Source organism: Parabacteroides hominis, from assembly GCF_014287585.1.
GTDB classification, from domain to species: Bacteria; Bacteroidota; Bacteroidia; order Bacteroidales; family Tannerellaceae; genus Parabacteroides; species Parabacteroides hominis.
On the sequence record NZ_JACOOJ010000001.1, the window covers coordinates 118,447 to 133,910 of the forward strand.

The 15,464-nt window shown below is 40.3% G+C and carries 14 protein-coding genes; 8 read left to right on the top strand and 6 right to left on the bottom strand.

Annotated features, from left to right (window positions below; translation table 11 throughout):
- The first annotated feature begins 73 nt into the window (after positions 1 to 73).
- From H8S65_RS00470 to H8S65_RS00505, 8 genes are all read left to right on the top strand, one after another.
- Complete coding sequence (locus H8S65_RS00470) at positions 74 to 604, top strand: DUF4199 domain-containing protein (protein ID WP_186928001.1); 531 nt, start codon at positions 74 to 76, stop codon at positions 602 to 604.
- 20 nt (positions 605 to 624) lie between these two features.
- Entirely contained in the window at positions 625 to 1,578 is a 954-nt protein-coding gene (locus H8S65_RS00475) for a glycosyltransferase family 2 protein (protein WP_186928002.1), read from the top strand.
- Between the two features lie 15 nt (positions 1,579 to 1,593).
- Positions 1,594 to 2,160: a manganese efflux pump MntP gene (locus H8S65_RS00480; RefSeq protein ID WP_186928003.1), complete on the top strand. Its 567-nt coding sequence runs from the start codon at positions 1,594 to 1,596 to the stop codon at positions 2,158 to 2,160.
- Between the two features lie 59 nt (positions 2,161 to 2,219).
- Positions 2,220 to 3,950, top strand: coding sequence for a dihydroxy-acid dehydratase (ilvD, locus tag H8S65_RS00485; RefSeq protein ID WP_186928004.1), 1,731 nt, complete (start codon positions 2,220 to 2,222; stop codon positions 3,948 to 3,950).
- The gene (locus H8S65_RS00490; RefSeq protein WP_186928005.1) at positions 3,943 to 5,313 is read left to right on the top strand and encodes a GntT/GntP/DsdX family permease; all 1,371 of its coding nucleotides are present in this window, start codon (positions 3,943 to 3,945) and stop codon (positions 5,311 to 5,313) included. Before ilvD ends, H8S65_RS00490 begins: the two co-directional genes overlap by 8 nt.
- A gap of 695 nt (positions 5,314 to 6,008) precedes the next feature.
- Positions 6,009 to 6,812 carry an O-antigen ligase family protein gene (locus H8S65_RS00495; protein WP_255488991.1) on the top strand — a complete coding sequence of 268 codons (804 nt, stop codon included), beginning with the start codon at positions 6,009 to 6,011 and terminating at the stop codon, positions 6,810 to 6,812.
- Complete coding sequence (locus tag H8S65_RS00500) at positions 6,793 to 8,001, top strand: glycosyltransferase family 4 protein (protein ID WP_186928007.1); 1,209 nt, start codon at positions 6,793 to 6,795, stop codon at positions 7,999 to 8,001. The genes H8S65_RS00495 and H8S65_RS00500 overlap by 20 nt, the downstream gene beginning before the upstream one ends.
- Before the next feature lie 7 nt (positions 8,002 to 8,008).
- On the top strand, positions 8,009 to 9,088 hold the full coding sequence (locus tag H8S65_RS00505; protein WP_186928008.1) for a glycosyltransferase family 4 protein: 1,080 nt from the start codon (positions 8,009 to 8,011) through the stop codon (positions 9,086 to 9,088).
- A gap of 90 nt (positions 9,089 to 9,178) precedes the next feature.
- On the opposite strand, the gene H8S65_RS00510 is transcribed toward H8S65_RS00505, so the two are convergent.
- The 6 genes from H8S65_RS00510 to H8S65_RS00535 all read right to left on the bottom strand — a co-directional run bounded on the left by H8S65_RS00510 (position 9,179) and on the right by H8S65_RS00535 (position 15,463).
- Positions 9,179 to 10,282: a sialidase family protein gene (locus tag H8S65_RS00510; protein WP_186928009.1), complete on the bottom strand. Its 1,104-nt coding sequence runs from the start codon at positions 10,280 to 10,282 to the stop codon at positions 9,179 to 9,181.
- Positions 10,283 to 10,348: 66 nt separating this feature from the next.
- Positions 10,349 to 11,347 (bottom strand): glycosyltransferase, encoded by a 999-nt coding sequence (locus H8S65_RS00515; protein ID WP_186928010.1) that lies wholly within the window; start codon positions 11,345 to 11,347, stop codon positions 10,349 to 10,351.
- A gap of 4 nt (positions 11,348 to 11,351) precedes the next feature.
- On the bottom strand, positions 11,352 to 12,461 hold the full coding sequence (locus tag H8S65_RS00520) for a hypothetical protein (protein WP_186928011.1): 1,110 nt from the start codon (positions 12,459 to 12,461) through the stop codon (positions 11,352 to 11,354).
- Between the two features lie 6 nt (positions 12,462 to 12,467).
- Positions 12,468 to 13,727 (bottom strand): oligosaccharide flippase family protein, encoded by a 1,260-nt coding sequence (locus H8S65_RS00525; protein WP_186928012.1) that lies wholly within the window; start codon positions 13,725 to 13,727, stop codon positions 12,468 to 12,470.
- Position 13,728: 1 nt separating this feature from the next.
- Positions 13,729 to 14,415, bottom strand: a complete 687-nt coding sequence (locus H8S65_RS00530; RefSeq protein ID WP_186928013.1) for an acylneuraminate cytidylyltransferase family protein — start codon at positions 14,413 to 14,415, stop codon at positions 13,729 to 13,731.
- Between the two features lie 7 nt (positions 14,416 to 14,422).
- Entirely contained in the window at positions 14,423 to 15,463 is a 1,041-nt protein-coding gene (locus tag H8S65_RS00535) for a nucleotidyltransferase family protein (RefSeq protein ID WP_186928014.1), read from the bottom strand.
- Position 15,464: the final 1 nt, after the last annotated feature.

Here is a 15,464-nt window from a genome sequence, read left to right on the forward strand (position 1 = left end):
TTCAATTATAAATATTGTATATTCTCGCAAAAGGATTAATTTTGCTGATGAGAACATTAAAAACAGCATTATCATGGAAGAGAATAAAGGTTTACTGTTGAAGTGCGCGATGTCTTATGGCTTGGCTATGGGTATCTATTGGGTGATTAAATATCTGTTCCTTATTTTCGGGTATTCCATCCCCTCGCTTATCTATATTTATGAAGTTCTGAGCATCGCCGTTCCTTTTATCGCCTACTACCTGACCAAACGTTACCGGCAGGAGATCGGTGGAAGCATCAGTTTCTTCCATGCGTGGCGGTTCGGCATCATGCTGTATTTCTTCGCTGCCCTGATCGTTTCGATCGAGCATTTCATATTCTTCCAGTTTATCGCTCCGCCCGATTTCCTGAGTAACACGATGACGCAGGCTATAGCCGCGCTGAAGAGTGCTAATTTCAACAGCGAAGTGATCGATGCCATCAGCCGGACCAACTTCACACCCATCCACATGGCTATCCAGGGTATTTTCAATAATATATTTTACGGAATCATATTATCCATACCGGTAGCAGCACTGGTTTGCCGCAAACAAACAGCAAGCCCCGTGCCTGAAGAAAAATAAGAAGAAAATAAAAACAAATAATGGACATATCAGTAGTTATACCACTGTACAATGAAGCCGAGTCTCTTCCAGAATTGTTTGCGTGGATAGAGCGGGTAATGAAAGAACATAATTTCAGTTACGAGGTAATCTTTATCAATGACGGGAGCACGGACAACTCCTGGGAAGTGATCGAAGCGCTTAAAAGCAAGAACCCGGAAGTGATACACGCGGTCAAGTTCCGTCGCAATTACGGCAAATCCCCCGGCCTGAACTGCGGTTTCCAGCGGGCCAAGGGAGACGTGATCATCACGATGGACGCCGACCTGCAAGACAGCCCCGACGAGATCCCCGAACTGTACAGGATGATCACCGAAGACGGTTACGACCTTGTGTCCGGTTGGAAGAAAAAGCGTTACGACCCGCTGTCGAAAACCATTCCGACCAAGCTGTTCAACGCTACGGCACGCAAATTCTCCGGCATTACGAACCTGCACGACTTCAACTGCGGGCTGAAAGCCTACAAGAACATCGTTATCAAAAATATAGAAGTCTATAACGATATGCACCGTTACATCCCCTACCTCGCCAAGATCGCCGGATTCAGCAAGATCGGCGAAAAGGTGGTGCAGCACCAGGCACGCAAGTACGGGACGACCAAGTTCGGGCTGAACCGCTTCGTGAACGGCTATCTGGACCTGATCACCCTCTGGTTCACCTCCAAATTCGGCAAGAAGCCGATGCATTTCTTCGGATTATGGGGAAGCGTGATGTTTTTCATCGGTTTCATCGCACTGATCATCGTGCTGAGTGCGAAACTCATTTCCATCTGTACGGGAGATTTGCGGCCGCTGGTCACCAATTCGCCCTACTTCTATGTTTCACTGACAGCCATGATCCTCGGGACGCAGATGTTCCTCGCGGGATTCATCGGAGAACTGATTTCAAGGGACTCGCCTAATCGAAACAAATATAAAATCGAAACGGAATTATGAACATTCTAATATAATATGTCATTTATAGAAATAGTGTTACTGGCTGTGGGATTGTCGATGGACAGTCTCGCAGTTTCTGTCACCGGCGGAGCTCTCATACAAAACTACAGACATCACCACATGCTGAAGATCGGCTGTGTGATGGGGGTTTTCCAGGCAGGAATGACCATAGCGGGTTACCTGGCAGGGATGAGCTTCAAAAAATACATCACGGCGTTCGACCACTGGATCGCTTTCCTGCTGTTGCTTTACCTCGGAGGTAAAATGATATACGAAAGCGCACAGGAACAGGAGGAGGATTGCAAGACAAATCCGTTGTGCTACAAGACACTGTGCGGTCTGGGCATTGCGACAAGCATCGATGCGCTGGCAGTCGGCATATCACTGGCCTGCATCGAATCGGCCATTGCGCTGGAAGCCCTGACAATAGGGATCGTCACATTCCTTCTCTCGGCTTTCGGAGTCTACTTCGGAAACCACTTCGGCCGCAAGATCGATCTCAAACTGGACCTGATAGGCGGATTGATCCTGATCGGCATCGGGACGAAGATTCTGATAGAGCATCTTTATTTTAACGGATAAGTCGCAGGCGACACACATTCCCGGTGGAATTTATTTAGACATTGTAAAAAATACATACCATGAAAAGCCAACAATTACGAAAATTAGCTCCCGAACTGGATTCGCTACGGTTAGGCAGCGGATGGAGCATCGAAGAACTCAGCAAACCGCAGATCATTGTGGAAAGCAGCTACGGACACAGTCATCCGGGCAGCGCACACCTCGACCAACTCGTTGCCGAAGCCGGCAAGGGGGTAAATGACAGAGGTGGACGGGCTGCCAACTATTTCGTCACCGATATCTGCGACGGCGAAGCGCAGGGGCACGACGGCATGAACTTCTCGCTTGTCTCCCGTGACATCATGGCCGCCATGATGGAAATCCATGTGAAAGCGACTCCGTTCGATGCAGGCATCTATATCGCCAGCTGCGATAAATCCGTTCCCGCCCACTTGATGGCAATTGCCCGTCTTGACATGCCTGCCGTTTTCATTCCTGGCGGGATCATGAAAGCGGGTCCGAACTTACTCACTCTTGAACAGATCGGGACCTACAGTGCACAGTACGAACGAAAGGAAATCAGCGAAGAACAGTTTATGGCCTACAAACAGGATGCCTGCCCTGAATGTGGTGCCTGTTCGTTCATGGGAACCGCTTCGACCATGCAGGTCATTGCGGAGGCGCTGGGGATCGCCCTGCCGGGTTCGGCTCTGATCCCGACACAAGTCCAGGATCTGAAGGAGATGGCACGCCAGGCCGGTCACCAGGCTACGGAACTGGCGAAAGAGGAACTTAAGCCATCGGATATAATGACGATCAAGGCTTTTGAAAACGCAATCATGGTACATGCCGCCATAGCTGGTTCCAGCAACAGCCTCCTCCACTTGCCAGCGATCGCCCACGAACTGGGCATCCAGTTGCCACCGGAACTATTCGACGAAATCCACCGCAAGATTCCGTTCTTGCTGAACATACGTCCCAGTGGCTTTTGGCCGGGTGAATATTTCTGGTATGCCGGGGGTGTCCCGGCAATCATGGAAGAAATCCGGGAATTCCTGCACCTCGACGTTTTGACCGTTACAGGCAAGACGTTAGGCGAGAACCTGGACGAACTGAAACAAAACGGTTTTTACGTGCATTGCCGCAAATATCTGCCGACTCTCGGCATGAAAGTGTCCGACATTATCAAACCAGTCGGTAGCCCGATCAAGGCACAAGGAGCCATTGCCATCCTAAAAGGCAACCTCGCTCCGGAAGGGGCTGTTGTCAAACATGCAGCCATCTCCCCCAAACTGATGCAGGCCACACTGAAAGCACGCGTATTCGACTGCGAAGAAAAGGCGCTCCAGGCTGTCCTCACCAAACATATTCATCCGGGCGAGGCCGTGTTCATCCGCTACGAAGGACCGAAGGGCAGCGGTATGCCCGAAATGTTCTATACGACAGAAGCCATAGCTTCCGATCCTGAACTGATTGAGACTATCGCCCTAATTACAGACGGTCGCTTTTCCGGAGCCACACGTGGTCCTGCCATCGGGCACGTTTCACCCGAAGCCTCCGAAGGCGGGCCGATCGCTCTCGTTGAAGACGGTGATTTGATCCGTATCGACATTCCGGCACGCAGGCTTGACATCACCGGTGTAGCCGGTATTCCCAAAAGTCCCGAAGAGATGGAAGATGTACTCTCCAAACGGCGCGGGCGTTGGACAAAGCCAGCTCCCCGCTTTAACACAGGCATTCTTAGTATTTTCACTCGCAATAGCGTTTCGCCAATGAAGGGTGCTTATATGGAGGATACGCGTCATGGCTGATCCCGCAACGCTTTTGTTAGTCACCATCCTGGCAATCGGGTTGTTGCTCATGTTAGTACTATGGGTCAAACTGCATCCGTTCCTTGCCCTTTTGATCACCGCTATGTTTCTGGGGATTGCTTCGGGTATGCCGTTGGAAAAGGTAAGCGCTGCTATCCAGAACGGGTTAGGCGGAACTTTGGGATTTGTCGCGACAGTTGTCGGGATCGGCAGTATTTTCGGCCAGATTCTGGAAACGTCGGGGGGCACAGAGGCTATCGCCAAGACGCTGATCCAGTGGTTCGGGAAGAAAAGGGCGCATTGGAGCTTGTCGATTGCCGGCTTCCTGATCGCGATACCGGTGTTCTTCGATGTCGGTTTCATCATTTTGGTCCCGGTGGTCTACGCCCTGGCGAAAGATACGAAAAAGTCTACTTTATATTATGCCATTCCGTTATTGGCAGGACTGGCCGTGACACATACGTTCATACCGCCTACACTAGGTCCGGTGGCGGTCGCCGACATGTTAGGGGCCGACTTGGGATGGGTGATCCTGGTCGGTGCGATTATCGGGTTGCCTATTACGATCATTGCCGGGCCTTTGTTCGGCACTTATATCGGAAACAGGATACTAGTTTCTCCTCCGCCTCACGTGACCGAGGAACTGGCAAAGGGAGACGAGACAGACGAGGCGCATCCGTTGCCTTCCTTTTGGATAGTATCTTCCATCATCGGTATTCCGTTGCTCCTGATGGTGGTCAAGTCGATGATCGAGTTATTTATCAAATTAGGGTATATGCATGAGGGAACGTTCTATGAAGTTGCGTCTTTCCTCGGCCATCCGTTTACAGCCCTGATCATTGCGACACTGATCGCCGCCTGGCTGTTAGGCACACGACGGGGATACACACGCAAGGAACTGCTCGACATCAGCACGAAAGCTCTGGCTCCGGCGGGTATGATCATCCTGATTATCGGATCGGGTGGTGCATTTAAGCAGATGTTGATCGACAGTGGTGTAAGCGACGTGCTGGCTCAACTGATCTCGAAAACACAGTTCCCTCCGATCATCCTCGCCTTCATCATTGCTGCGGCAGTCCGTATCATCCTGGGATCCGCCACAGTCTCGATGATCACGGCGGCAGGGATTGTCGGGCCTATACTGGATGCCTACGCCCTGTCAGATATGCATTGTGCACTGATTGTCATATCTATCGCCTCCGGAGCCACCATCCTCTCCCACATAAACGACAGCGGTTTCTGGCTGGTAGGCAAATATCTGGGACTAACGGAAATCCAAACACTAAAATCATGGACAGTCATGGAGACGATCATTGCGCTCGGCGGGTTTGCATTCGCGTTGCTGTTCAGTTTCTTTGTATAGATAGAAGAGTCTTATAGGATAAAGTCTTCCTTGTCTGCCTGCCCCTACCAATACTGGACATTGTATGAATAATGTCCAAGTCTGGATATAGCCTAACAAAAATCAAAGAATGAAGTAAAGATGATAAAATAAACTATCAACAATAAAAATACCGCAATTAATCTTTTCTATTTTGCCTGATTCTTGACAAAATGGTATCTTTGTTCGAAATTACAAATTTATCTCCAACATGGTTTGGTAATATTGGATTTTTAGTTCATACGTACAAATGACATAACATGATACAAGAATTCGTAAACAAATACTTTTTCAACTTGCTAATATTCACACTTATCTTCGGAATCATACTATATGATCTCATAGGGTTCGATTACACAGATGAGTTATGCGCATTAGCTCTATTCATTTTATTCATTTTTTGGATGTTCCGTACTCCAGATTGGAGGATAAACAAAGCTTTCTTAATAACGATATGTATATTTATATTCTACTTATGCTATTCTTTTGCCATTAATAGCAATTCGAAAACTGCTATTTTAGCTGACTTTACAGTCCAGATCAAACCTTATCTGGCCTTTTTCTGTGTCTATTCAATGGCTCCAAACTTTTCTCGGATACAAAAAGATTTACTGAAAAAGATATCATTGATCTTATGGTTCTGCCTTTTACCTATAGGCTTATTAGGATTAATCAATATGCAATACTTGATAGATATCATGGGAGTCCCTGCCTATTTTGCTGCAGCAGTCATAGCGGTCTCTTTGACCTATCTATTTTGTAGCGATTTTACAACAAAAGACAAATGTATTTTTTTGATTCTTCTATCATTAGGGCTCATTTCAGGACGTTCCAAATTTTATGGTTTTTTTGTTTTGGCTATCGTTATCATAGTATACTTCTCTAATGTAAACCATATCAAACTGAATTTTAAAAATATCATAATTCTCTTCTTTACATTTGGAATCATGCTTTTTGTGGCACGAAATAAAATCGAACTTTATTTTATGCAAGGAATTGTAGGAGACTTAGATAAAAATGAAATAGCAAGATATGTATTATATGCAACATCTATAGATATATTCAAGGACTATGTTCCATTCGGAAGCGGATTTGCCAGCTTTGGTACATTTTATTCAGGAGAATATTATTCTAATATATATGCCAAATATGGTATCGACAATGTATGGGGAATGACAAAAAACGCTCATAGTTTTATTGCAGATACTTTCTATCCTTCACTTGCACAGTTTGGGATAGTCGGCTTATATTTCTATAGCGCATTTTGGATTCATATATTAAAAAAATCATTTAAATCACAATCGGCTAAACAGCTGATCTTAACTTTATTGATAGTTTCTTTCATGGGAATCGAAGGAATTGCTGATTCTACATTTACTACACACCGTGGTTTTTTTATATTAATGTTTTTAGGTCTTGTTTTATCTGAAACAAAAATATCTAACAATAAAGAGTTGAAAAATGAAAGTCTTACAAATTGATAAATATTTTTATTTTAAAGGCGGCGCAGAGACTGTCTTTTTTAACACTATTGACCTTTTAGAAAGAAAAGGGCATAAGGTTATCCCGTTTAGTTTAAAAAGCGATAAGAATTTATTTTCGGAATATGAAAAATATTTTGTTGATTATCCCGAATTGTCTGAATCTAATTTTTTTACCAAAATCAAAAATATTCCGAATTTCATTTATAATAAACAAGCGGCATCCCAATTAGAGGAACTACTATCCAAAGAGAGGCCGGATATAGCACACATACATTTAATGTTTAATAGTATGTCTGTTTCAATTCTTCCAGTTCTTAAACGCTACAATATTCCTATTGTGATGACAGTACATGACTATAGATTAGTCTGCCCTGCATATACTTTTAAAGATGGAAAAGGTAACTTTTGTGAGAAATGCCGTACAGGTTCATATTATAATTGCATAATACATAAATGTTCCAACAACAATATTGCAAATAGTATTTTACTAAGTATGGATAGTTATTTCAGATCAATGTTTTATCAGCCAATAAAACTCGTTGACAAATTTATTTTTGTCAGCAAATTTTCACAAAACAAACACATAGACATTGATCCTTTATATAAGCAAAAATCAACATATATATACAACTTCACTCCCATGAAACGCGAGAGCAAGAAAGAAAGAGGAAATTATTTCATCTATTTTGGCCGACTTTCACAAGAAAAAGGAATTGAAACGTTAGTCAAAGCTGTGAAAAAATCACCTTTTATTAGATTAAAAGTATTAGGAACAGGACCTCTATTAGAATCGTTAAAGAGAGAAGCAACAGATAATATCGAATTTTTGGGTTTTAAACAAGGAGAAGAATTAAGAGACTATATCAAAAATGCAATGTATGTTGTGGTTCCATCCGAGTGCTATGAGAACAATCCCATGGCTATTGTCGAATCTACAACTATAGGAACACCTATAATAGGAAGTAATATCGGTGGTATCCCTGAATTAATAGATAACACACGAAGCGGATTTCTATTCAATACTGGTTCTGTAGATAGTCTGCAAAAAGTATTATACGATGCACAATCTGTTTCAGATGAAAAATATAAGGAAATAGTAGAGTCAGCTTTTAATTTTGCCTCTAATAACTTTTCAGAAGATGCACATTATGAAAAACTAATGTCTGTATATAATTCTATCATCTAAATTTTCTATGAAAATATATGTATTCGGAACAAGAGGATTCCCCGGCATCCAAGGAGGTGTTGAAAAACATTGTGAATATTTATACACAGAATTATCCGATCAATATAATATAACGGTCTTCAGAAGAAAATCATATCTTCCAGATACCTGCTTGGATAATTTTGACAAGATTCATTTTATTGATTTACCTTCCACTAAGGTAAAAGGGGTTGAAACTTTTATTCATTCTTTATTGTGTGCACTATATTGCCTCATTAAAAGGCCGGATATTGTACATATACATAACATCGGACCTGGTATGTTCACCCCCCTATTGAGACTATTTGGCCTAAAAGTAGTTCTCACATATCACAGCCCAAATTACGAACACAAAAAGTGGAACTACATGGCAAAACAAATATTAAAACTCAGCGAATGGCTGGCTACCCACTTTGCTTCTGCCATCATATTTGTCAATAAAAAACAAATGATGCGCTTCAATCACACAATACAACAAAAATCATCCTACATCCCGAATGGAGTACACATAAAGCCTATTTTGTCTGATTCAGAATATATAGAACAACTGGGACTCATCCCCCAAGAATATATTCTTTGCGTTGGCAGGATCACTCAAGAAAAGGGGTTTGATTATCTGATCGATGCTTTCATAGAAGCACAAATACCCAACCTTAAACTTGTCATTGCCGGAGGAATCGATCATAAATCAGATTATGCAGAACGATTACTACAAAAAGCAAGGCAATACCAAATCATCATGCCCGGATATACCGACGGTAAGAATTTACAGCAATTATATTCACACGCCCGATTATTTGTATTGCCATCCTATAACGAAGGTTTTCCATTAGTCCTTCTTGAAGCAATGAGTTATAGGTTGCCATTGTTAGCCAGCAATATAGAAGCAAATCTTTTGCTAAAACTAAATGAAAATGATTATTTCAAAGTTGGTAATGTTTTAGATTTAGCCCAATGTATTCAAGAAAAAACATGCTGTAGCTTCAAACAGGAACAATATCAATTAAAGGAATATACATGGAAAAATATTGGTCTGCAAGTTAAACAGATATATCGCTCACTTAAATGATATATTGTCTGAAACTTCTTTTTCTTGTCTTCTATTTTCATTAGGAGAGAGATTTCTAAAAAACATGATTTAACAAAAACCCACAAATCATCAATAAGACTTAACATGTACTAATTTCAAGCTACCCAATCCCCATTGCTCCTTTTCCGAGATGCTGTATAAAACAAGCGCCTCATCGGCTGATAAAAATTCTATCGCTGGATAGCAGGCAAAATAGCCATTCAGTTTTTCCAATAAAGCTTTATGGCCCCATGTCACCCCCTCATCAGTCGACGTAGCTATGCAAAGAGGCATCCGCTCACTTTTGCTCTTATTCCATACGACAACCAAAGCTTTTGTATAAGGATTCCTTTCTATCAAAGCAGGAGCCAATGGGGATTCCAAAGAACTTTGAGAGAGTTTACCCCATGAATACCCTCTATTTTCCGAATAAGAATAATATTGATATCCACTGTTTGTCCTTATATACATGAGGATTTTGCCATCAGACAGTTCCACTATTCCAGGTTCTTGCAATACCAAAGATCGATTCGGTGAAACGAATGATTTCCCTTTATACCATGTCTTCCCGCCATCATCCGAATAACAGCAAAAAATTATGCCGCTTTCCGAAAACGTTTCATTTTTATCAACGATATGTTGGGAAACAGGTATGACTATCCGGCCTGTAGACAACTGAATGGCACGAGAGTTATTCATGATATAATAGCCGCTTCCGGGCGAAATGCAAGCCGTAGGTTCCGACCAACTATCTCCATTATCAGCAGAAAACCGGACAACAGGGTAACAGTCTCTATTACTATTTTTGACTAAATAGAATAATGCCAAACCTCCCTCTTTCAATTGCAATAAAGAGGCAGACATCACGTTTAACCGACCTTTTTGATCAATAAACTCCATTTCATCGGACCACGTTTGTCCCTTATCCGTTGAAATACGCTTCACTAGCACGGCATAATTATGGTCTTCATATCCTCCCACAAATTTTGTATAGACCAACAGCAGCCCTCCATCGGCCAGCAACAAAATATCCCCCTCGCTCCTTCGTGGTATATCCAAGGACGATTCGACAAACAATGTACTCGATTTAAATGCATAAGGAAGAATCTCTTCTTCCACCACGTCAGAAGAACAGCGGGAGAACAGTAACAGCAAAAATACACCTATTCCATAATAATAACCAACCCTTCCCATCTTTACAGAATATTTTGTCGTTATGGAATCAAATATAAAAGAACCACATCACAAAAAAAACATTTCTTACCCCTTTAACTTTTTTTTCAACCAAACAACCGGATACAAAATTCGCACGACATGCCATCCACCCAAGATATTAAAGCCACAGGATATGATGTATTCTTTCACTTCCCTACCAGGCTGTAAATGAGAGACACCGGATTCATGAATTAAAGCACATAAGCTTTTCTGTTCTTCTTTCTCCTTCAACTCAGCTATACGCAATAAAGCAAAAACCATCAGATTTGTCACCGTATCTTTTATCACATACTTAAAACCATTACCAAGAGAAGAATCATTTACGTATTTCAAAATAGAAGTAGAAGCTCCTATTATATCCGTTACTTTCTTTTTATCAATTGTATAAATTGTCGAAGTTACTCTTTGGCGATAGGCATAAATACAAGAATCTATATATATAACCTTATTAGCATGATAAGCAACCTTTAGGGCATATTCCACATCTTCAAAAAAGACTCCTTCTTTATATAGGATAGAATACTTTAGCAAAAAAATTCTCTTTAATAAAGACAAGCAGAAAAATTCGCCTTGATAAAGATGTTCATATAAAAATTTTCCGTCTACCAACCAATCACTATATCGTTTTCTCTTATCCCGATTCGTTTTTTTATCCAATTCATTTCCTTTTTCGTCAACAAACTTATAGTCGAACCTCAAAACATCCAGATCATGTTCCACAGCCTTTGACAAAAGAGAAGCCAATGAATCCAGGCAAAGAAAATCATCGGAATCCATAAAAAAGACATATTTGCCACTTGCCACAGCCAAACCGTTATTTCTGGCCGCCGATTGCCCTTTATTTTCCTGGGATATTATAGTCAAATTCGGATATATCTCCCCATATTCCCTAAGAATATCGATACTGCTATCCGTTGAACCGTCATTCACGGCAATGACTTCAAATGTTTCCAAAGACAATGATTGCTTGTATATGCTAAGCAAGCAATCTTCTAAATATTTTTGGACATTATAGACAGGTATTATTATCGATAGTTCCTTCATAGCATTACTTCTTTAACAACTCATCCAACAAGATATCCTTATTCCTTTTCATCTCCGTATTCTTGGATGTCAAATAAGAATATATATACTCATTCCGTTCTTCATGACTCAATTTTCGAGGATTAAAATCAGTCATATCAATATGATCAATATCAAATATCGGTATTTTTAATGATATGGACAACTTCTTTTGAGTTGATGACAAATCACGATTTTTACAATATTCCTTATTCGCGATCAAAGCCATTGGTTTGTCATATAAAATGCAATAAGAAACAGAGTTACTTGTATGCAACAATACCATATTGGCATCCTTTACTAAAGAATCCGTTTCACCTTGAACAATCTTCCTATCTCCAAACTCTGATCCTACATATTTAGCCTTAGGATGAGCAGCAATTACCACCGGTATACCATATTTATCCTCAACCTTGTCAAAAAAAGTCCTTAAACTTTCCTGATAAGATAAAGGAGAAACTGCTTTCATCCCCATCATATAAAGCAAATCAGGATGCAAAGGATAATAGATATCCAAAAAAACCGCATATCCCCCCTTTATGGACAATTGATTTTCAAAATATTTTTCATAATCAGGATGATTGATAGGAATCCTACCCGGAAATAAAATTGATGAAGAGAAAACGATATCAAAGTCCTTCACCTTATTTATTGTTTTATAGATGTTCAAGGCATATTCCTCTAATCTATTTGATAGCATCTTTACAATCCTCTCCAACTGTACATTCTTCAACTTCTGCCATAAAGAAATGTTCAATACCGTATTCCCATACATATCAATTCTCACCGTGAAACAATGATGATCCGACAACAATTTATAAAACCTCCTCGACTGCCAATTTTTACGAACCTCTATTATAAACACTATATTGCCAATATCGGCAGACACTAATTGCTGTCGGACCTGCCACAATTGAGAAAATTTTCTTATATAAGGGGCTTCTACTTCTTTGATCAACCGCATACCAGGAAATATGTACTGAGAAATATCCCAATATTCAAACTCAACGCCGGCTTGAATAAAATCTTCTATATAGAATATAGATTTAGTCCTTTTAGTTAATGGCTCATGGCCAATCATCACTATTTTTTTCATGCCAACCTATATTAATTTATAAACCCGACGACTATACAAAAAAACTCCCAATACAATCATCATGTTTATAATCATCGTTACATAAGCCGTGTACATCACCGAATACCGTGTTAACAACACGGATAGCAACACATGAAAAAGAGACATTGAAAATGTTATATACATTAGTTTTTTTGTTCTCTTATAATAAAACAGATAATTCACAAACAAATAATATACACATTGGAAAAAAGCACCCATGCACAACGGGAACAAATAGGGTACTGCATCTGCATATTTAGGGACAAATATCGGTATAAAGATAGAAGTTCCGACATAAACACATAATGTAATGATTGCAAAAAACAAAGTCATGACTTTAGTTTGCTTCAATAAGCGGCTGGATGTATCTGCCTCTATATTTGCAAGGTTCTTATATATATACACCGAATTTGTTGCATTAAAAGCCAAGCCTATAATCTGAATAATATTAGCAAAATTGTAGGCAAAGCTATATATTCCGACTTGGGTTGCCATATAAAAGTAATTAATCACATACCGATCCAAGCCTTGACGAATCCAGGCAGAAGCGCTATGAGGAATCAAGGGGATACCAAAAGCCAAAGCAGACTTTACGGTTTCTTTATTTGGTATCAGTCTTTGGAGATAGCCTCTTCTTATCAGAAAGTAGATACTGACAAAAAAGAACAGCATACTAACGGCAACCTGTGCATACACTCGTCCCAACCACCCCCAATGGAAACCAATAACCAGAATTAAAGTCAAGATAAAGTTTGCAAGAACCGTTGCGACACTATATATTCCATAGGAAAGAGGGTTTTCTTCCAAACGCCAAATATCCAGATTAACAGTGGAAAAGACTTGCATATAGCAAACCAACAGCCCCAACCATTGATACTCAGCAGACAATCCGATTATTCGTTCAAAAAAAGCGGAAAAGAACAAGAGCAGTAATGAAAAAATAAGAAATGAAGCGGAAGACAAGCATAAAACCGTACTTAACATCCGCCGAAGTTGCGTTTTCTCCGCAGAAAAAAAATCGACAGCAATAATACCTGTTGCATTCAGTGAAATAAAAATAGACAGCAATGTCACAAACGTATTAAACAAATTCAGCTCACCATATTCAGAAGGAGGGATAAAACTGGCTAATACCAATAACAGCAAGAAGCCAATACCGCTATTCAGAAAAGAGAAGAAAGCAAATAGCGTTCCATTCCTGAACAACGTATTAGTACGTATCTTATTTATCAAAGCAAAAGACATGCTACTTTCTTTTATTCATTACAGCTTCCAAATACATCCAATCAGTAAGGGTATCTAAATCGACTGACATATCCAGCGGCATAACATACTTGCGTATTTTCTTAAAACTATCAAAATACCCCTTACGCAATGATTCTACGTTAAATACATAAATAGCCCCGTTAAACATCCAGACAGGAGGAGTATCCTGGCGTCTCCTAAAAGCGCCATCGCCCTTTGAGATACGAAGATATCCATCCCTGTTTTCCTCGAATAAATTATAATATGGATTCTGAGGAGATTCGCATACGGAAACAACTGCATCAACAGATTTATCGTATAATCCGATCGCTTCCGTTACCTGCCGAGCTGTCCGCAACGGAGAAGTCGGTTGCAAAAGGACTACCGCATCATAGCTAACCCCTAAGTTCTCGTAAAAATCGATTGCATGCAAAATAACCTCGTATGTACCGGCTGAATCTGTCGCAAGAAAATCAGGCCTTTTAAACGGTACTGTCAGACCATAAGATGTAACAACCTGCATAATTTCATCATCATCGGTCGATACACAAATATTACTGTCGTCCGTCAATTGACGAGCCACATCAATCGAATAGGCAATTAAAGGCTTCCCTGATAACTGCTTTATGTTCTTATGAGGAATACCTTTACTTCCCCCTCTCGCCGGTATCAAATATAACAATCTCATTATTCAATTATAAATGGTTAACTAATTCCTGAGCTTTATCGAAATCTTCAAACTTACCGATATCCAGCCAATATCCGGTAATAGGATAACGTATAACTTTATAACCCTTTGAAATTAACAAATTAAGAAAATCCGTTGCATCAAAAAAGGTATTTGAAGGAATAAGTTTCAATAAATCTTTCTTTATCAAATATATACCTGCATTAGCATAATAATTGAACGTCGGTTTCTCTTTTATGCCTTTAATTTCCCGTCCTTCCAAATCAAATATCCCATACGGCACTGAGACAGAGTAAGGAACTGCAGCCACAGACATATCGGCCTGATGTTCCGAAAAATGAGAGAAGAAATCTTCATAATTTATATTTGTAAATAAATCCGAATTCATCACTAATACCGTATCATGATGAAAATGTTCCACAAATCTGATCGACCCTATCGTTCCTAAATACTGTGGTTCACGAACACAACATATATTAGAATCCACACGGGATTCGGCAATATATGATTCAATCTGTTCCTTTAAATAATTTACAGTTATTGAAATATGATCAACGCCGTATTCGATTAAACGATCTATATTATAATCTATAATCGGTTTATTGCCAACCTTCAACAGAGGCTTAGGAACTGTTTCCGTCAACGGGCGTAAACGCAATCCTTTTCCTCCCGCCATTAAAACCGCATCTACCGGTAAAATAGACTTCTGTTTCTGAAGGTTATATATTTTAATTATACGCCTATCACAATCCAAATAGGGCAATAAAACTATCTTCTTTGATTTTAGCGTTTTTATTTCATCAATTGAAATATTGCCATATTGTAAATAATGAAAATTTCGATTCATAGCCATAGAAACAGGGGCATCCAATTTCACCCCATTAATCAGGCACCGACGAATATCTCCATCTGTCAACGAACCAACCATTCTTCCCTGGCCATCTACAACAAACAGAGTCAAGATATCATTAGATAGTTGATTCAATGAAACTAAAGCCTCCCCGATATTTAGACTCTCATCTATAATATATTTTGAGTTTGCATCCATA

Coding starts and splice junctions, on each gene's coding strand:
- H8S65_RS00480 (WP_186928003.1), top strand. CDS start 1,594: ATGTCATTTATAGAAATAGTGTTACTGGCTGTGGGATTGTCGATGGAC.
- H8S65_RS00530 (WP_186928013.1), bottom strand. CDS start 14,415: ATGAGATTGTTATATTTGATACCGGCGAGAGGGGGAAGTAAAGGTATT.
- H8S65_RS00490 (WP_186928005.1), top strand. CDS start 3,943: ATGGCTGATCCCGCAACGCTTTTGTTAGTCACCATCCTGGCAATCGGG.
- H8S65_RS00495 (WP_255488991.1), top strand. CDS start 6,009: ATGCAATACTTGATAGATATCATGGGAGTCCCTGCCTATTTTGCTGCA.
- H8S65_RS00500 (WP_186928007.1), top strand. CDS start 6,793: ATGAAAGTCTTACAAATTGATAAATATTTTTATTTTAAAGGCGGCGCA.
- H8S65_RS00520 (WP_186928011.1), bottom strand. CDS start 12,461: ATGAAAAAAATAGTGATGATTGGCCATGAGCCATTAACTAAAAGGACT.
- H8S65_RS00535 (WP_186928014.1), bottom strand. CDS start 15,463: ATGGATGCAAACTCAAAATATATTATAGATGAGAGTCTAAATATCGGG.
- H8S65_RS00515 (WP_186928010.1), bottom strand. CDS start 11,347: ATGAAGGAACTATCGATAATAATACCTGTCTATAATGTCCAAAAATAT.
- ilvD (WP_186928004.1), top strand. CDS start 2,220: ATGAAAAGCCAACAATTACGAAAATTAGCTCCCGAACTGGATTCGCTA.
- H8S65_RS00475 (WP_186928002.1), top strand. CDS start 625: ATGGACATATCAGTAGTTATACCACTGTACAATGAAGCCGAGTCTCTT.
- H8S65_RS00525 (WP_186928012.1), bottom strand. CDS start 13,727: ATGTCTTTTGCTTTGATAAATAAGATACGTACTAATACGTTGTTCAGG.
- H8S65_RS00505 (WP_186928008.1), top strand. CDS start 8,009: ATGAAAATATATGTATTCGGAACAAGAGGATTCCCCGGCATCCAAGGA.
- H8S65_RS00470 (WP_186928001.1), top strand. CDS start 74: ATGGAAGAGAATAAAGGTTTACTGTTGAAGTGCGCGATGTCTTATGGC.
- H8S65_RS00510 (WP_186928009.1), bottom strand. CDS start 10,282: ATGGGAAGGGTTGGTTATTATTATGGAATAGGTGTATTTTTGCTGTTA.